General features: G+C 63.4%; 13 protein-coding genes. 3 read left to right on the top strand and 10 right to left on the bottom strand.

Annotated elements, in window-relative coordinates; translation table 11 throughout:
- Positions 1-18: 18 nt before the first annotated feature.
- From M729_RS0105110 to M729_RS0105095, 4 genes are read right to left on the bottom strand one after another with little or no spacing between them, the layout of a single operon-like run.
- Complete coding sequence (locus M729_RS0105110) at positions 19-1,758, bottom strand: cobalamin-dependent protein (RefSeq protein WP_027160945.1); 1,740 nt, start codon at positions 1,756-1,758, stop codon at positions 19-21.
- Positions 1,759-1,762: 4 nt separating this feature from the next.
- Positions 1,763-2,560, bottom strand: a complete 798-nt coding sequence (locus tag M729_RS0105105; protein ID WP_027160944.1) for an alpha/beta fold hydrolase — start codon at positions 2,558-2,560, stop codon at positions 1,763-1,765.
- On the bottom strand, positions 2,560-3,336 hold the full coding sequence (locus M729_RS0105100; RefSeq protein WP_032808005.1) for an aspartate dehydrogenase: 777 nt from the start codon (positions 3,334-3,336) through the stop codon (positions 2,560-2,562). The genes M729_RS0105105 and M729_RS0105100 overlap by 1 nt, the downstream gene beginning before the upstream one ends.
- Before the next feature lie 11 nt (positions 3,337-3,347).
- Complete coding sequence (locus M729_RS0105095; protein ID WP_024503990.1) at positions 3,348-3,884, bottom strand: cupin domain-containing protein; 537 nt, start codon at positions 3,882-3,884, stop codon at positions 3,348-3,350.
- A gap of 148 nt (positions 3,885-4,032) precedes the next feature.
- Here M729_RS0105095 and M729_RS0105090 point away from each other — a divergent pair, with 148 nt between their 5' ends.
- Complete coding sequence (locus M729_RS0105090; RefSeq protein WP_198032079.1) at positions 4,033-5,637, top strand: FAD-dependent oxidoreductase; 1,605 nt, start codon at positions 4,033-4,035, stop codon at positions 5,635-5,637.
- Between the two features lie 483 nt (positions 5,638-6,120).
- Positions 6,121-6,318 (top strand): hypothetical protein, encoded by a 198-nt coding sequence (locus M729_RS0105085; RefSeq protein ID WP_013530427.1) that lies wholly within the window; start codon positions 6,121-6,123, stop codon positions 6,316-6,318.
- A 144-nt stretch (positions 6,319-6,462) separates the two neighbouring features.
- On the opposite strand, the gene M729_RS0105080 is transcribed toward M729_RS0105085, so the two are convergent.
- A complete protein-coding gene (locus M729_RS0105080; protein WP_013530428.1) occupies positions 6,463-6,981 on the bottom strand; it encodes a ferritin-like domain-containing protein in 519 nt (172 codons plus the stop codon).
- 442 nt (positions 6,982-7,423) lie between these two features.
- Here M729_RS0105080 and M729_RS0105070 point away from each other — a divergent pair, with 442 nt between their 5' ends.
- Complete coding sequence (locus M729_RS0105070; RefSeq protein WP_032808004.1) at positions 7,424-8,986, top strand: GMC family oxidoreductase N-terminal domain-containing protein; 1,563 nt, start codon at positions 7,424-7,426, stop codon at positions 8,984-8,986.
- Positions 8,987-9,051: 65 nt separating this feature from the next.
- Here the strand turns inward: M729_RS0105070 and M729_RS0105065 are convergent, their stop codons facing one another.
- From M729_RS0105065 to M729_RS0105045, 5 genes are read right to left on the bottom strand one after another with little or no spacing between them, the layout of a single operon-like run.
- Positions 9,052-10,578: an aldehyde dehydrogenase family protein gene (locus M729_RS0105065; RefSeq protein WP_027160939.1), complete on the bottom strand. Its 1,527-nt coding sequence runs from the start codon at positions 10,576-10,578 to the stop codon at positions 9,052-9,054.
- Complete coding sequence (locus M729_RS0105060) at positions 10,578-11,384, bottom strand: creatininase family protein (RefSeq protein ID WP_027160938.1); 807 nt, start codon at positions 11,382-11,384, stop codon at positions 10,578-10,580. Before M729_RS0105060 ends, M729_RS0105065 begins: the two co-directional genes overlap by 1 nt.
- A complete protein-coding gene (locus tag M729_RS0105055) occupies positions 11,381-12,355 on the bottom strand; it encodes an ABC transporter permease (protein ID WP_050596181.1) in 975 nt (324 codons plus the stop codon). The genes M729_RS0105060 and M729_RS0105055 overlap by 4 nt, the downstream gene beginning before the upstream one ends.
- 10 nt (positions 12,356-12,365) lie before the next feature.
- Complete coding sequence (locus M729_RS0105050) at positions 12,366-13,388, bottom strand: Gfo/Idh/MocA family oxidoreductase (RefSeq protein WP_027160936.1); 1,023 nt, start codon at positions 13,386-13,388, stop codon at positions 12,366-12,368.
- Between the two features lie 11 nt (positions 13,389-13,399).
- Complete coding sequence (locus M729_RS0105045; RefSeq protein WP_027160935.1) at positions 13,400-15,943, bottom strand: ATP-binding cassette domain-containing protein; 2,544 nt, start codon at positions 15,941-15,943, stop codon at positions 13,400-13,402.
- Positions 15,944-15,958: the final 15 nt, after the last annotated feature.

Here is a 15,958-nt window from a genome sequence, read left to right as displayed (position 1 = left end):
AGACGAAGCCTGCCCGTTTCAGGCAACGGGCCGGATGGAACGCAGGGCACTCAGCATCTCGTCGAGGTCGGCGCAGGGCAGGCAGCCTAGGTCTGCTATATCCTTGGTCACGTCGACCGGCAGGCCCGAATTGGACTCCTTGGGCACTTCGTTCAATCGTCCGCCGATGAGCACCGGCAAGGCAAGTCCGCGTGCCGCCATCGCTGCTTTCACCGCCTGTGCATAACGCAGCGCCACGCCATTGTAAGTGCTGACGGCGATGGCATCGGCCCCGGTTTCGGCGGCGCGGGCGACGAGTGGCTCCGGGTCGACGGCCACACCGGCATCGGCGATGACGATGCCCAGGCCTTCGAGCGCCTGTTCGACGAGATATTTTCCGTGCTCATGCACGTCGGTCGTGCCGATGCAGACGGTCAGGGGTCTAGGGCTTTCCAGCGGCTTTTGCGTCGCGACCCAGGCGACGGCCTTGTGGTTGAGCTCGCGGGCCCATTCGGCATGGATCAGCGGCGTGCGTCCGCGGATGCCGTCCGCGCCCGGGCCGAACAGCGCCTCCATGCGCTTCGGCCCCATGCGGCGGATGGCGAACATCAGCGCGGCCGGGTCTTCGGTATCCACCCCGCGCTCGGCCAGCCCCTTCATGACGGCACCGGCAAAGCGACGCCCGCCTTCGACCAGCACATCGGCCATCGCCTCCACCCTGGCCCAGTCGAAGACGGGGTCGTAGAAGGGGGCGTGGAGCGTGAGCCGGTGCGCGAAGGTTTGTGCGTCGATGATCTCGTCGACATCGGGAATGCGCTGGTTCTCGGTTACCGGTACCGGATTGATCGCATGGCCGGAGGGCCATCGCCCGACAGCCAGTATGTCGGCCAGGAGATAACTCGCCAGGCTTGCGTAATTGCCTGCCGGGGTCGACTGGTAGGAAACGGTGTTGCCGAAGATCATGGTGCCTGGCGTATCGCTGACCCGCACCAGTGCGGCATGGAAGGCAGCGCGCGACAGCGGATCACTGAAGTGGTGGCCGTAGCAATGGCCGAGCCGCGCGCCGATCAGATCCTCGACGATGTGCTTTTCGACCAGCACCATGCCGAGCGCGCAGGCCATGTCGATGAACAGCCCGGCGAAGCCGTCGTCGAGATTGGAATGGACAAGGATTTCGGCATCCTGGGCCGCGATCAGGCCGAGGGCGGTGACGGTCGCTTCGGTGGTCGCCACATCATCGTCCCAGTAGGGCAGCCGGAAGGTGAAATACTGCCCCAGATTGCCGATGGCCGTTGCACCGGCGGCGATCGCGGCGCGGGTGTTTTCCACCGCGCCCGGCAGGCCGAGCATGAAGTCGCCGAAATGCGCGGCAGCGGGCGCGGCGTTGGTGATGCGGGCGAAATCCTCGGGGCCGGTGAGCACGATGCCGGTGCCGCGGGCGGCCTTTGCACGCATGGCTTGGGGATATCCCATCGACCAGTCGAGTGTGATGCCGAAACGGTCGACCGTTACCCCTGCCTTGCGGCATTGCTCATGCACCTCGCCGATCGCCGCCACGGTGCGGTCGACGCTTCTGAAGCCGATGTGGGCGTGCTGCATGACTCGCTTTTCGGCCGCTGCCTTGCGCTTCCATGCGGCTTCGGACGGCATCCCAGTCTCGGTGAGGAAGCGGCAGCTGCCGAGGCGCCAGTCGCGCGCCATGACGCGTCCTTCGGCGAGGAGGTCGGCACCAGGCTTGAGGCGCGGGTCGAGGAGGGCGGGGGCGATTTCAGCGGTCATGATACTAGCTGTCGGCCTTGGCAATGAAATGGCGAATGATGGCGGCAAAACCTTGGTGGTCGGCGAGGGGATGAAAATGCGCACCGGGAATTGAAACAAACCGGGCATCCGATATCGAAGCGGCGATCGCCTCTGAAAGGGCTGATGGCGTCAGGATATCGCCGGTGGCCGCAATCACCTGAACCGGGGCGTCGAGGCGCGGCAGATCGGCAAGGCGATCATGGTCGAGCAGCATGCGCACGCGCGCAGCACTGACTGTCAGCGGCGCCAGGGTGCCAGGGGCGGCGGCGACGGCTGCGTCGAGCTCCCCGGCATGCGTTTCGAGGTAGGACGGTTCGTGGCAGAGCACATGGCCGAGGCGCTGATAGGTTTCGGCCAGGCCGGCCTCCAGCAGCTCGGCGCGAGCGCTGAAGAGCGTGCGGAAACGGTTGTCGGCTCGCGCCCAGGAACTGCTGATCGTATAGCTCAGGCCAAGTTCCGAATGATCGAGCGCCAGCACCTGCGCGATGGCGCCGCCAGTGGAATGCCCGACAATATGGGCGGGACCGCCCGTCTGCGCCAGCAGGCCGGCAATGTCGCTGGCGATCAGGGGAATGGAATAGGGGCTTTCGGGGCGATCGCTGCGACCGGCGCCGCGATGGTCGGTGACGATGATGCGATGGTCGGCCTCGAGAAGGCGTACGACGCCGGCCCAGAACCTTCCGTCACCGCCAAGTCCGGGGATGAGGATGAGGCGCGGGCCGGCGATTCCCGATGTCTTGTAGTGGATACGGCAGCCATCGGCGGCGGTGAAGAAGGGCATCAGCTGAGGCCCTCCCTGTCGAGCAACTCGCCGAGCGCCGCGACGAGACTGAGCGCCGTGAGCATCGAGGTCTTCGGATTGCTGGCTGAGGGCGCGTTGACGAGGCGGAAGGAAGCGGTGCCGGCGGTGCTCTCGACCTCGATTTCATGTGTGTTGCCGGCAGCCTTCGGATCGGCAACCACGCGCACTATGACTTTGTCGATACCTGCAGCGAGCGCCACGGCGAAGGCGGCGTTGAGGTTTTTCGGATAGAGCTTTGCCGCTTGCGCCGGCGTGCCTTCGAAGAGCGATACCGCGTCGTGCTCGGCTGACAGGCCAAGGGTGGCAAGCTCGACTTCCCAGGCCGCCGGCGGCTTGCGCGAGGTGTAGCGCACCCGCGCCTCGGGAAGCGCGGCTATCGCCCTGAGGTAGTCGAGGCCGCCCAACGCGCCTGACGGCAGGACCAAGCGTGCGCCGCCGTTGCGTGAAGCATCGGTCAGCCTCGCGGCAAGGATCGGATCGGCGAACGCACCGATCGAAGCGATGATGGTCGGGATGCCGGCGTCGAGAAGCGCGGGCACATAAGCGGCCACCGCCTCCTGGCTTGCCGCCTCCACCACCGCCCGGGGGCGCGGACCGATCAGCGCGTCAAGCTGCGTGACAGTGCTGACATTAGCCGGCAAGTCGCGGCGGGTACCTTCGCGCATCAGCGCCACCCAGCAAACCGAGTCCACTGGGAAAGCCGAGACGATCTCGCGCGCGATCGTGCCGAAGCCGATGAGGCCGAGCGTCACCATCCGAGGCTTCTTCAGGGATTCTGCTTCAGGGGATCGAACTTGTCGGCGAGGTCTGCCCCGAACACCGTCTTGCGCTCGATTTCCAGGACGTTTTCGGGGCGCGGGAAATTGGACGGCACGCGGTCGCCTGGCTTGCGCGGCTTGCCGATCAGGCGAAAGAAGTCCTCGAGCCCGTTCGGCACGATCAACCAGATCCAGCGTAGGCGCGTGTCGCCATCATTGATGAACATGTGCCGGACATTCTTGGGCAGGAACACCACGCTGTCCGGTTCCAGTGGATATTCCTTGCCCTCGATGACGGCGCGGCCACGGCCTTCGATGACATAGACCGTCTCTTCGTTGCGGTCATGCGTGTGTTCGCGCACATAGCCGCCGGGCGCTACCGACTGCGTGCCCAGCGCGAAGGGGTGCTCCATGCCGACGATGTGCGGCGCGAGCGCCACGTCGATATGGCCGTTTGCGGGAACCGGCTGCCAGTAGCTTTCGCGCGTTTCGGTTCCGGAAACATGGATGCCAGAGGGCGCGGGTGGAAGGTTGGTGTCGTCCATGGCTCTGCCTGTCGAATGGAACTGCGAAGGTCGTTCGGGCGCGTTGCTGACCTGGAGAGGGTACAGCGCAAAAAGTGTCGACACAATAGTAGACAGATTAAATTTTGTGCCTCTATAGTGCTGTGTCGATGATGGCAGGGGAATGCCGATGGGCGAGTACGATGTTCTGGTGATCGGTTCGGGATCGGCGGCCTGCTCGGCAGCGCTGCGGGCCGCCAAGGGTGGCCTCAAGGTGCTCGTCATCGAAAAGAGCGAATGGCTGGGCGGCACCTCGGCCATGTCCGGTGCCGGGGTCTGGATACCCGCCAACCATGTCGCGGCCGAAGCCGGCATTGCAGACAGCCGCAAGGATGCGCTCGCCTATCTGCGTGCGGTCGCGCCCGAAGGGTGGGAGCAGAAGGAAGACGCGCTCTGGGGCGCGTTCGCCAAGGCCGCGCCGGACATGCTGCACTTCCTGTCCGTCAACACGCCGCTTGATTTCCGCCTGATCAACGAGCCGGACCCCTTTGCCGAAGCGCCAGGCGGCAAGCTCTACGGCCGCATGCTCTCGCCGAGGCCGCTCAGCCGCCGTATCCTGGGCAAGTTTGCGCGGAGCCTGCGCCGCTCCACCTTGCCGCACAGCTTTACCTACCAGGAGATCGTCGACCTCGATCTTTATCACCATCCCATCCGCGCCGGGTTCAAGGTCTGGCCGAAGCTTCTATGGCGGTGGCTGACGAATTCCGGCGGCCAGGGCACGGCACTGATGACCGGGCTCATCAAGGGCTGCCTCGATGCGGGCGTCACCTTTCAGCCGGGAACGCGCGCCGTCACCCTGCTTCAGGACCCGGACTCACGCATCGCCGGCGCGGAGGTGGAGAGCAAGGGCCGACGCACGAAGATCGTCGCGCGCCGCGGCGTCGTCATCGCAACCGGCGGCTTCGAATGGGACGCCGAAATGCGCGCACGCCACTTCCCCGGCGCCTTCGACCGGATCGGCAGCCCGCGCGGCAATGAGGGCGACGGCCAGAAGCTTGCGGCTTCCGTCGGCGCGCAATTGGACCGCATGGATCAGGCCAACGTCTATCCCTGCCTGCCGACGCGCTACCAGGGAAAATCGCACGGTCTGCCTATGACCTTCCAGGCCGAGCCGCACTCGATCGTGGTCGATCGCCACGCAAAGCGCTTTGTCAGCGAAAACGCCTTCAACATCGGCGAGGCGATCGATGCGCGCGGGCCGGATGGCGCGCCGATCCATCTGCCCTGCTATCTCGTCGGCGATCATCGCTTCCTGAAAACGTCGCTGCCTTTCCGCTGGTATGCCTCCTACGAGCGCGACTGGATCAAGAAGGCCGATACGATCGCTGGCCTTGCCGCCAAGCTCGGGCTGCCAGCAGCGGCGCTCGAGGAGACGATCGCCCGCTGGAACAGCTTTTGCGCGAAGGGACACGATGCAGACTTCCAACGCGGCGACAATGGCTGGGAGGCATACAAGGCACATGGACCTGAGAACCGGCTGAAGCCGATCGACAAGGCGCCCTATGTCGGCATGACGATCAATCGCTCGATCCTCGGCACCAAGGGCGGCGCCCGCACCAACGAGCGAGCCCAGGTGCTGAGGCCGGACGGCTCGATCATCCCCGGCCTCTATGCGGCAGGGCTTGCCATGGCCAACCCCATCGGCACGCGCGCCGTGGGAGCCGGCACGACGCTGGGCCCCAACCTGACTTGGGGCTTCATAGCGGCCGAGACGATCCTGCATCAGAACAGGTGACTGCGTAGAAGATCTCCGACCGTCCTTAAAAACAACAAAATCAGTGTTTGCCGCACGTCCCACGAGATCGCCGTGACCATCGATTAGCAACGAAAAGGGCGCTCCACTTGGAGCAGCGACGGCCCTTTGATCGATCAGCTCTCGCTCGATCAGGACGTTTGAGTATGCTGGACTACAAATGAGTAATGCTGGACTACAAATGAGTAATGCTGGACTACAAATCGGAAAAATTCTCATTAAAACGATTGTCTTTTGCTGAAATCGGTAGGAGCCCTCTGTCGGCGGGAAGGCAAGACAAGCGCCTTGCTGTCGACTTCCGGGAACAGCCTCTTAATTTGCGTTTGCTCTCCGAGGTTGGCATTCATCACAGGTTTTGTCCGACCAGGATCCTTCACAAAATATTACGTAAGGGAACGTTCGCGCCTGACTCTTCTTAGGCAATCGAGGCGGTTGTCGCCTCGTGCATTGTGAAGGAGAAGAAGAATGCCCAATCAAGGTGGTAGCCACGAACAGCATGTGAAGGCAGGCCAGCAGAGCCACAAGAATGCCGACAATAAAAACCGTCAGCAACAGCAGGCCGCTGGTGGTGGTCAACGGCAGCAGGGCGATGGATCCGGCATGCGTGGTGGAACCCACGAACAGCACGTGAAAGCTGGCGAACAAAGTCACAAAAACCGCTGATCGCGGGTGATTTCGTCAGACCCACCCCGAAATATCGGGGTGGGTCTGATTGCATCTGAAAGAGGTGCTATCGACGACGCCGCGGTTGGGGTCGCGAAGTCGCGCCGGCGGCTTCGCCGGGGCGACATCAGTCAGGACGCTCAGTCAGGCAGCTTGCTCCAGGGCGCGCTCATTGACACCGCCTTCGCCCAGCCCGGAAAGCGCTTCGTCGGTCGCGACCTCCTCTTTCAATGTCTCGTTGAGGAGCTTGACCACGTCGCTCTTGCCAAGCTGTTCAGCCCACGCGACCAACGTGCCGTAGCGCGCGATTTCATAATGTTCGACGGCCTGTGCCGCGCCGACCAGCCCAGCATCCAGGGCTGGGTCGCCCTTGTATTCGTCGAGAATTTCCGACCCTTCCTCAAGAATGCCGTCGATCGCCGGACAGGTTTTGCCGCGAGCCGGTTTGTCCATAAGTTCGAACACTTGCTCGAGCCGATCAACCTGGCCTTCGGTTTCCATGCGATGTTTCTCGAAGGCCGCAGCCACCTCCTCGGATTCGGCGCCCTTTGCCATCTTCGGCAAGGCCTTGAGTATCTTCTTTTCAGCGTAGTAGATGTCCTTCAGCCCATCGAGGAACAAAGCCTCCAGTCCCTTGGTCGTCGCTCTTTTTGCAGTCGCCATGATTTGTCTCCCTTGGATTGTCGTGAAAGCTCACCGGCGGTGTAGCCATGGACTAACTTTCCATGGAAGCAGTTGTTCCCTGGGGGCGACGTGGAAGGGCAGCGCGTCGAACACCGCTTTTATCGAGGGCCGATCGACATCAAAAGGCTATGGACGATGACGGTGTGAGAGCCGCCGGCAGGGGGGACGGAAAGCACCGGGGTTCGTCGCGCTGTATGGAGTAGATGGTGAAAAGAGATACTTCCGATGGGTTCATATACGAAATCATATTTACATATAAAACAAATCATGATGATCTTGCTGTCGTGCAACGGCGGCTAAGGTAGTCGGTTCCGGCGTCCGTCGCCGAGCCTGAATGCCAGCAGATGATCGTGCACAATGAAATCAAAGATGATGTCGCGGTCGAGTGAGCCGTGCATTGGTCGGATGTAGGGAGTGCGGCATGCCCTTTGATGTCATCGTTGTCGGAGCCGGCGCAGCCGGGGCTGTCCTTGCCGCCCGGCTCACCGAAGATGCGGGCACGAACGTGCTTTTGCTGGAAGCGGGGCCGGACTACCGGAGCGGCGAGCAACCTGCCGAGATGGCGAGTCCGAATCCCTTCAACCTGCTGCTTCCCGATCATTTTCAGCAACAATATATGTACCCCGACCTGATGGCTCGCCGCACGAAGCGGCAGGAACACCGGGTCTACTGGCGCGGCAAGGGGCTTGGCGGTTCGACGGCCGTCAATGGGCAGATTGCCATTCGCGGCGTGCTCCATGCCTTCGACCGCTGGGAGGAAATCGGATGCAAGGGCTGGTCGGGAGCCGACGTGCTGCCCTTCTTTTGCCGCTTGGAGGATGATCCGATCGCGGCCAATTTTCACGGCAGCGATGGCCCGATTCCGATCTACCGCGCGCCTGTCGAAAGCTGGGGAAGCGTCGACAAGGCCATGCGCCAAAGCGCGATGGCCCTCGGCCATCCCTGGCATGACGATCTCAATGCTCCGGATGCCGAAGGGGCTTGCACCTATCCCATCAACAGTCGAGCCGGCAAGCGCGTGTCGGTCAATGACGGCTATCTGGAAGCTGCCCGCGACCGGCCGAACCTCACCATCATCGGGCAGGCGACAGTGGACAAGGTGCTTTTCGATGGCAAGAAAGCGATCGGCGTTTTGGCCATCGTGGCCGGTCAGGTTCGCAAATTCGAGGCGCCGCTGGTCATCGTCTCGGCCGGCGCCATCCACTCTCCAGTCATCCTGCAGCGCTCGGGCATCGGTCCGGCGGCTCTCTTGAATCGAAAGGACATCGAGGTGCTTGCCGATCTGCCGGTCGGCGAAGGTTTCTTCGACCATCCTTATTGCCGCATCGAACTGAAGCTGAAGCCGGAATTCAAGGCGACCGATGTCGACGCGCGGCATACCAACTGCTGTGTGCGGATGAGTTCCGGTGTGCCGGGTGCCGAGCGCGACGACATCCTCTACGTCGCCATGAACCATGGCGGTATCGGCGTGGAGTCCGACAGCGCCCAGTTCGGCGAGGCCATGGTCAATCTGATCCTGATGGAGGCCAAGAGCCGGGGCACCGTGCAGTTGCGTTCCGCCAATCCCTTCGACCAGCCGATCGTGGAAGAGAACATGCTGGACGATCCGATGGATATTCAGCGCATGCGTATCGCCTATCGCCACCTTGGCGAGATTGCCCGGCAGGCGCCGATCCAGGCGATCGCCGAGCGCGTCCTGCTGGGGGATTCCGATCTGCCTTTGTCATGGCTCGAAACGGCAAGCGACGAGGAGGTCGACAATTTCCTGCTGGCGCAGTCTTCCGATGCGCAGCATGGGATCGGCGGCTGTTGCATGGGGAGGCCCGGCGAGGCCGTGGTCGATCCGGAATGCCGGGTCTACGGTTTTGAAGGGCTGCGGGTTATCGATGCGTCGATCATGCCGCTCGATTGCCAGGCAAACACCAACCTGACCTCGATCATGATTGGCGAGAAAATGGCCGACAACCTGCGCCGGTCCATCTGACAGCTTGCTGACGAACGGCATACGGTCGCACGGGAGGCCCGCGCTAAAGGCGCGGGCCTTGAATGTCAGCGAGTGACGTCCACGGTAATCGTCTTCAGGTCGCACATTTCCATCAGCGTGTGCCGACCCCCGGTGCGGCCGAGGCCGCTCTGCGTCCCGGCGGCGCCGCCGGCAGGAATATGCGGCTCCCAATAGCAGCTCATCTCATTGATGTTGACGATGCCGACCCTCAGGCTTTCGGCAAAGGCAAAGGCGTTCTTGATGGTGCTGGTGAAGACCGCGGCCGACAGGCCGTAGGGGCTGGACGCCGCAAGTTCCATCGCCTCCTCGTCGGTCTCGAAGGTCAGCACGGGTGCAACCGGCCCGAAGGATTCCTCGACGTTGAGCAGGCTTTCCCGGGTCAGTCCTGTGACGATCGACGGCTCGAAATAGAGATTGGTGGCAAAACCCGACGCCACATTGCCGCCGGTGACGATCTCGGCGCCACGAGCGCGGGCGTCCGCAATGTGGCTGAGCACCTTGTCGACGGCGACCGCATTGTTGATCGGCCCCATCGTCGTCGCGGGATCGAAAGGGTCGCCCATTTTCACCTTCGCGGCCGCTTTCACCAGACCTTCGATAAACCGGTCATGGATGGATTTATGCACCAGCACGCGTTCGGTGGCCGTGCAGATCTGCCCGGCATTGGCAAAGCAGCCGGCCCCCACCTGAGCGGCGGCCATGTCGATATCGGCATCGGCCAGCACGATGGTCGGACCGTTGCCGCCCATTTCGAGCAGAAGCGGCTTGCCCGCGCCACGCCGGGCGATCGTCGCGCCGGTGGCGGAACTGCCGGTGAAGCCGATGGCATGGGTGCCCGGATGAACGACGGCCTCGTCGCCCACCTCCGCACCATCTCCCAGAACGAGATTGATGGCGCCGTCCGGCAAGCCCGCCTCGATGAAGCATTCGACAAGTGCCGTGGCAATCAGCGATGTCGTCGGCGCCGGCACCCAGACAACGGTGTTGCCCGTTGCGACGGCCGGTCCGAGATAGTAGAGGCAGGGCAGGGCGAGCGGGAAATTCCATGGCGTGATGATGGCAAAGATGCCCTTCGGCTGCAGGAAGCTGAAGGCGCGCTTGTTGGCATCGGCCAGGGGAAACGCCGCCGTCTCCAGCCACTTCATCTGCTCTGCCGCATTGCGGAAACCGAGAGCTGCCGCCGATGCTTCGGCCTTTGCCTCGCTGTGGAAGGGCTTACCCTGTTCCAGGCAGAGCAGGTGGGCAAGCTCTTCGGCGCGCCTGTCGATCGCGTCGGCGATGCGCATGCACAATTGAGCGCGTGCGAAGGTTCCCATCTTGCGCATGGTCTCGCGTGCGCCTTCGGCGGCTTTCACCGCGCGACCGACATCGGCGCGGGTGGAAAGGGAGAGATAGCCGAGATGCTCGCCCGTCGAAGGACTATCGATTTTCAGGAATCTGCCGGAGCTGCCGGCAATCCACTCGCCGCCGATGCGGTTGATGCCGATACGGGCGGCTGCTTCCGGCTCCGAGACGATCGCCATGCCGCGCAGGTTGGGGCCTTCGAGAGAAGATTTGAAATGGACTGTCATCATGCGTTCCTTTGGCCGAATTCGGATTGGATGTTCAAAATGGCGGCGCGGCTGCGCTCCACGGCTGCGATGAAAAGTCTGCTGCCGGCCTGCGCGCTCGCCTGCGACGGCGTACCGATGACGCCGTTGTCGCGGATGGCTTCGAAACGGCGCCAGACGGTGACGGCCGGCGCGGCGTAAAGGTGAGGATCCGGCCAGGATGGCGGGGTGCCGCCTGGCGGGATGAGATCGCGGCGAACGCTGTCGCCAAGCACATGCATCATCAACGACGTTTCAAGCGCGCAAGCGTGACCGGTGCCCGTGGCGGCATCGGGCAGGGCCTCCGCCGCCACGTCGGCGATGAGATCGAAATACGAGAAACCCGCCGTGACGATGCCACGCTTGCCAAGGGTGGTGATCGCCACCTGGATGGCGGCGCGGTTTCCGCCATGGCCGTTCAGCATGACCGGCAGGAAGCCGTCTTCGGCAAGGCAGGTGCAGAGATCGACGAGAACGGCGATGAAGGTCTGCGGGCTGAGGCTCATGGTGCCGGAGAAGGAGCGATGATGCTCGGACGAGCCATAGGCGACAGGTTCGGCGACACGGATGGAGGCCTGTCCTTCTGCCGCGGCGAGCGCAACCGCTTCCGCAAGCCAGCAATCGACGCCGAGCGGCAGATGCGGCCCATGTTGCTCGACAGCGCCGAGCGGCAGAATGACGACGGGTTTGTGCACGCCGGCTGTCGCGTGTCTTTCCGTATCCGGGGAGGTCATCAGCGCAAAGCTGGATCCAGGCGGGATCGGCAAGGCCGGAGTTGGCTCGTTCATCGTGCTGCCTCGACAAGCCGGGCCTTGGCGTAGGTCATGCCGGAATCGGCCAGGAGAGCGACCATGATGATTGCTCCCTTGTAGAGTTCGAGGCTGGACGGGTCCGTGCCGAACACCCGAAGCGCCGTCGTCAGCAGGCTGACGATCAGCGCGCCGACGACCGCGCCCCACACCGTTCCCCGTCCGCCGAAAATACTGGTGCCGCCAAGCACGGCCGCGGCGATCGCGTCCAGGAGCAGCGAGATCCCGCCGATATTGGGCGTCACGACAGGCACCCGGCTGATCATGATCACAGCCGTCAGGAAGACGAAGATACTGGAGGCGCAATAGACGAGAATCGTGTGTTTCGTCACCGGGATGCCGGCAAGTTCCGCGGCTCCGGCATCCGACCCGAGCGCATAGGTACGCAGCCCGAAACGGCTGTGCCGCATCAGGATCGCTGCTACAGCGACGATCAGGAGCGTTGCGAAGATGACGTTGGGAATGCCGAAGCTGCGCTCGATGCCGACGGCGCGAAGCGTCGGATCCTTCAGCATCAGGACGCCTTTGGAGGCAACTGCAAGCGTTGCGCCCTGCAGCGCGACCATTGTGGCCAGTGTCGTCACGAAGGGCGGTATCTTCAACAGTGCGATAACGGCGCCGTTCGCGAGGCCGATCACCACCATCACGGCAAAGCCGACGAGGAGGGCAAGCGGCAGGCCGGCGCCGCCGTCGATCAGGCTGGCGATAAAGACGGCACAGAAGGCGACGCCGACGCCGGCGGACAGGTCGATGCCTGCCGTCAGCAGAACGATCAGGGCGCCAAGCGCCAGTATGGCGATCGGAGTCGCCTGGGCGACGATGTTGACGAGGCTGGCGGTTGAAACGATGCGGGCGTCAATGAGTGCGAAGATCGCCAGCAGGATGACCAGCAGGATCAACGGCGAGAGGTCGAGAAAGCGCCTGCACCAGATGTTCTGTTGGCGGGTCATGAGGGTTCTCTCATCGGATGTGCCAATCTTCGACCGGTTCGCGCAGGCCTGATTTGACGCTGCGCAGGATTGCATCATTGACGGCGACGGCGCGCAGGGCGTCGTCGAGCGGCATCACGAAAGGGGTTTCGTCGCGAACCGCGGAAATGAAATGGTGGACCTCCTCGAAGAGATCCCCCGTGATGTGGCCATTGACGGTCGGCCAGTGCAAGGCGTCGGGCTGCGACCACTGTCCATGCGACAGGATACGTAGACCGTGGTCGCGCACGTCGAGGTCGATCATGCCTTCAGTGCCGATGATTTCGGTGCGCGCCCAGATGCCGGTCGGAACGGTCGGTGGCAGCGTCCAGCCGAAGTAGAGCTGTCCGCCCATTCCGTTCGACAGCTCGACGGTGGAGAAGATCGCGTCTTCGGAGCGAACTCCGAGCGAAGGCATGAGCTTGGCGACCGGACGGGAGTAGACGGCGATGATGTCTGAACCTGAGATCCATTGCAGCGCATCCACGTCGTGCACGCCGAGGTAGAAGCAGACGCTCGAGTTTCCGTTCATGCGAAGACCGACTTCGCGATTGGTGAAACGGCCGCTGCTGCCGTGGATCGGCTCGCCGATCCGCCCGGATTTCACCGCTGCCGCGGCTTCGCAATAGCGCGGGTCAAACCGCAGGATGTGGCCGACCAACAGACGCGCGCCGTTTCTCTCCGCCGCCTTCGCAATCGCCTTGGCAGCGGAAAGATCATGAGCCATCGGTTTTTCGAGCAGCACCGGCTTGCCGGCATCGAGCAGCGTGCGGCAGACGTCTTCATGCAGCGTGTCGGGTGCCGCCACTATGTAGGCGTCGGCGGCATTGGCGGCCAGCGCGGTGGCGGCATCGGTGAAATGCCGGGCACCGAAATCGGACGCGGCCTTGCTTCCCGAGGCAGGATTCGGATCAACGAATGCCGACAGTTCCGCGACAGGGCTGGCGGCAACCACCTGCGCATGCAGGAGGCCCATGTAGCCGGCACCGACGATGGCGATCTTCAACTTGCTCAAAGGGTTTCTCCTCACAGGCATGGTGCAAGGTTGGATGCTGGCCGGGGTGAGCAGGCTGGTGGTGTGATCGTGCGATCACCAAAGGCCAGCGTCATTACGTCTTCTTCCGTCGCCCCACGCGCCAGCGTGCCGACAGAGTGGCCTTCGCGCATGACGACGATGCGGTCGGCAACGCCGAGAACCTCGGGCAACTCGCTCGACACCATGAGGATCGCCGCGCCCTCGGCCTTCAATCTTGCGATCAGGTGATGGAGTTCGGACTTCGCGCCGACGTCGACGCCGCGTGTCGGCTCGTCGAGCAGGATGATCTTCGGCTTGGTGGCAAGCCATTTGCCGATGACGACCTTCTGCTGATTGCCGCCCGAAAGCTCGATGGTCATCTTGTCGGGCTGGGCAGGCCGCACGCCGAGTGAGCCGATGAGATCGCGCGCGAGAGCCAGGATGCGGCGAGGTCTGAGCAGGCCGAAGTGACTGTTGTCGCGAATCCAGGCGAGGGACAGGTTATCCCTGATCGACATCGTGCCGACAAAGCCTTCCAGATGCCGATCTTCCGGTATGTAGACGATGCCGGCGCGATTGGCGGCCTTGGTGTCGCCGCCGGTCTGCTGCCCGCCGAAAATTCTGAGCGTGCCGCCATGCATGGGATCGAGGCCGGCAATCAGCCTGAGCACTTCGGAGCGGCCGCTGCCCATCAGGCCGGCGAGCGCGACGATTTCGCCCCTGCACACGCTGAGCGTGGCCGACTTCAAGAGCTTGCCATCGGAAATGTTGCTGATCTCGACCGCGGTTTCGCCGACTTGCGCTTCGAGATAGGGGAAGATGTCGCCGACATCGCGCCCGACCATCATGGCGACGATCTCGGCCTCGCTGGTCTGGCTGGTCTGGCGCTCGCCGATGAAGCGTCCGTCACGCAGAACGACGACGCGGTCGCACTGGCTGAAGATCTCTTCCATCTTGTGCGAGATGTAGAGGATGCCGGCGCCGCGAGCTCTCAGCCTGTCGATCAGGTCGTAGAGCTGGTCGCGCTCGCGGTTGGAGAGCGCGCTGGTCGGCTCGTCCATGATGAAGAACCAGGCATCGGACAGAACGGCACGGGCAATTTCCACCATCTGCCGGTGCCCGACGGAAAGCGTTCGCAGCTCCGCGGCAATGTCGATATCGAGCGACAGCTCGTCCATGATGGCCTTCGCATCGCGCCGCATCCGGGCCCGGTCGAGAAATCCCAGGCGGGTGTGCGGTTCGCGGCCGATGAAGAGATTCTCCGCCACCGTCAGGTCCGGCGAAAGGCTGAAATGCTGATGGATGACGCTGATGCCCTTGGCATCGCTGGGGGAGTGGAACTGGACGGCGTTGCCGTCGATGACGATCTCACCCTCGTCCGGGCGATGCAGACCAGAAATGCACTTCACCAGCGTCGATTTCCCGGCCCCGTTCTCGCCGGCAAGTCCCACCACCTCGCCAGCCGAGACGGCAAAGCTGACACCGTCGAGTGCCTTGACGCCCGGAAAAGACTTGCCAAGCCCGCGCAAGGCGATGCTGTGTTTGCCGACCGGTGTTGCGGCGGTGTTGCGGGGCGACGGGGTGGACTTGCGGCCACCGGTCTTGAACAAGGCGGCGACACTCTCCGGCTGGCTGGTGAGAACGGCCACCAGAATGAGGCTCGCGGTCACGAAATAGATCAGGATCTGCGGCACCTGCAGGAAGGACAGGCCGGTGTTGATGACGCCCAGCAGCAGCGCCCCGATCGCCGTTCCCCAGATCGAGCCCTGGCCGCCGGAGAGTTTCGTGCCGCCGATGATCGCGGCTGTGATGGCTGTAAATTCAAGGCCGGTGCCGGCAAGCGGCTGTGCCGAACCAAGGCGGCCGATGGTGAGGATCGCGCCGAGCCCGGCTGTCGCACCGGCAATCACGTAGACGGAGATGCGCACGAGGTCGACGGGAACCAGAGAGGCCCGCGCCGCCCCCGCATTGCCGCCGATCGCATAGATCCAGCGCCCGTATACCGTTCGATTGAGCACGAACCACCAGAGGCTCAGGCAGATGGCGGCGATGATGACGGAGACCGGCAGCAGGCCGATTGTCTCGCGTCCGGCGAAAAGCAGGACCGGATCGGCGACCGCGATGCTGGATGCGCCGGAGAGACTGAGCGCCAGGCCGCGCGCGAACGCCATGGTGGCGAGCGTTGCGATGAAGGGAGAGATGCCGGCAAAGCCGATCAGCGCTCCATTGAGCAGACCTATCGCGGCACCGCCACCGATCGCGGCGAGAAGGCTCAGGCTCGCCGACCCGGTTGCCGTGTAGGCAAGACCCGCGGCGATGCCGGAACAGGCGAGGTTGCTGCCGACGGAAATATCAATGCCGCGCGCGATGATCACGGCCGTCATGGCAAAAGAGATGAGGGCGATGACCGCACTCTGCTGCGCGATGCTGACAAGATTGCCGGTCGACAGAAAACGCGGATCGATCCAGCCGAAGACGGCGATGGCGACCAGCAGCACCGCGATGAGAACCGGTTCGTTGCGCCGCAGTAACGGAGAGGTCCAGGACTGGAACATGGGTCGGTCCTCTTA

Origin of the sequence: Mesorhizobium sp. WSM1293, assembly GCF_000513875.1 — a bacterium.
GTDB lineage: Bacteria > Pseudomonadota > Alphaproteobacteria > Rhizobiales > Rhizobiaceae > Mesorhizobium > Mesorhizobium ciceri.
Note: the sequence above shows the minus strand (reverse complement) of the source record. Positions and strands in the feature narration are given on the sequence as shown.

Bases quoted from the DNA above. Each gene is read 5' to 3' on its own strand.
- M729_RS0105110 (WP_027160945.1), bottom strand. From the start codon at position 1,758: ATGACCGCTGAAATCGCCCCCGCCCTCCTCGACCCGCGCCTCAAGCCT.
- M729_RS0105105 (WP_027160944.1), bottom strand. From the start codon at position 2,560: ATGCCCTTCTTCACCGCCGCCGATGGCTGCCGTATCCACTACAAGACA.
- M729_RS0105100 (WP_032808005.1), bottom strand. From the start codon at position 3,336: ATGGTGACGCTCGGCCTCATCGGCTTCGGCACGATCGCGCGCGAGATC.
- M729_RS0105095 (WP_024503990.1), bottom strand. From the start codon at position 3,884: ATGGACGACACCAACCTTCCACCCGCGCCCTCTGGCATCCATGTTTCC.
- M729_RS0105090 (WP_198032079.1), top strand. From the start codon at position 4,033: ATGGGCGAGTACGATGTTCTGGTGATCGGTTCGGGATCGGCGGCCTGC.
- M729_RS0105085 (WP_013530427.1), top strand. From the start codon at position 6,121: ATGCCCAATCAAGGTGGTAGCCACGAACAGCATGTGAAGGCAGGCCAG.
- M729_RS0105080 (WP_013530428.1), bottom strand. From the start codon at position 6,981: ATGGCGACTGCAAAAAGAGCGACGACCAAGGGACTGGAGGCTTTGTTC.
- M729_RS0105070 (WP_032808004.1), top strand. From the start codon at position 7,424: ATGCCCTTTGATGTCATCGTTGTCGGAGCCGGCGCAGCCGGGGCTGTC.
- M729_RS0105065 (WP_027160939.1), bottom strand. From the start codon at position 10,578: ATGACAGTCCATTTCAAATCTTCTCTCGAAGGCCCCAACCTGCGCGGC.
- M729_RS0105060 (WP_027160938.1), bottom strand. From the start codon at position 11,384: ATGAACGAGCCAACTCCGGCCTTGCCGATCCCGCCTGGATCCAGCTTT.
- M729_RS0105055 (WP_050596181.1), bottom strand. From the start codon at position 12,355: ATGACCCGCCAACAGAACATCTGGTGCAGGCGCTTTCTCGACCTCTCG.
- M729_RS0105045 (WP_027160935.1), bottom strand. From the start codon at position 15,943: ATGTTCCAGTCCTGGACCTCTCCGTTACTGCGGCGCAACGAACCGGTT.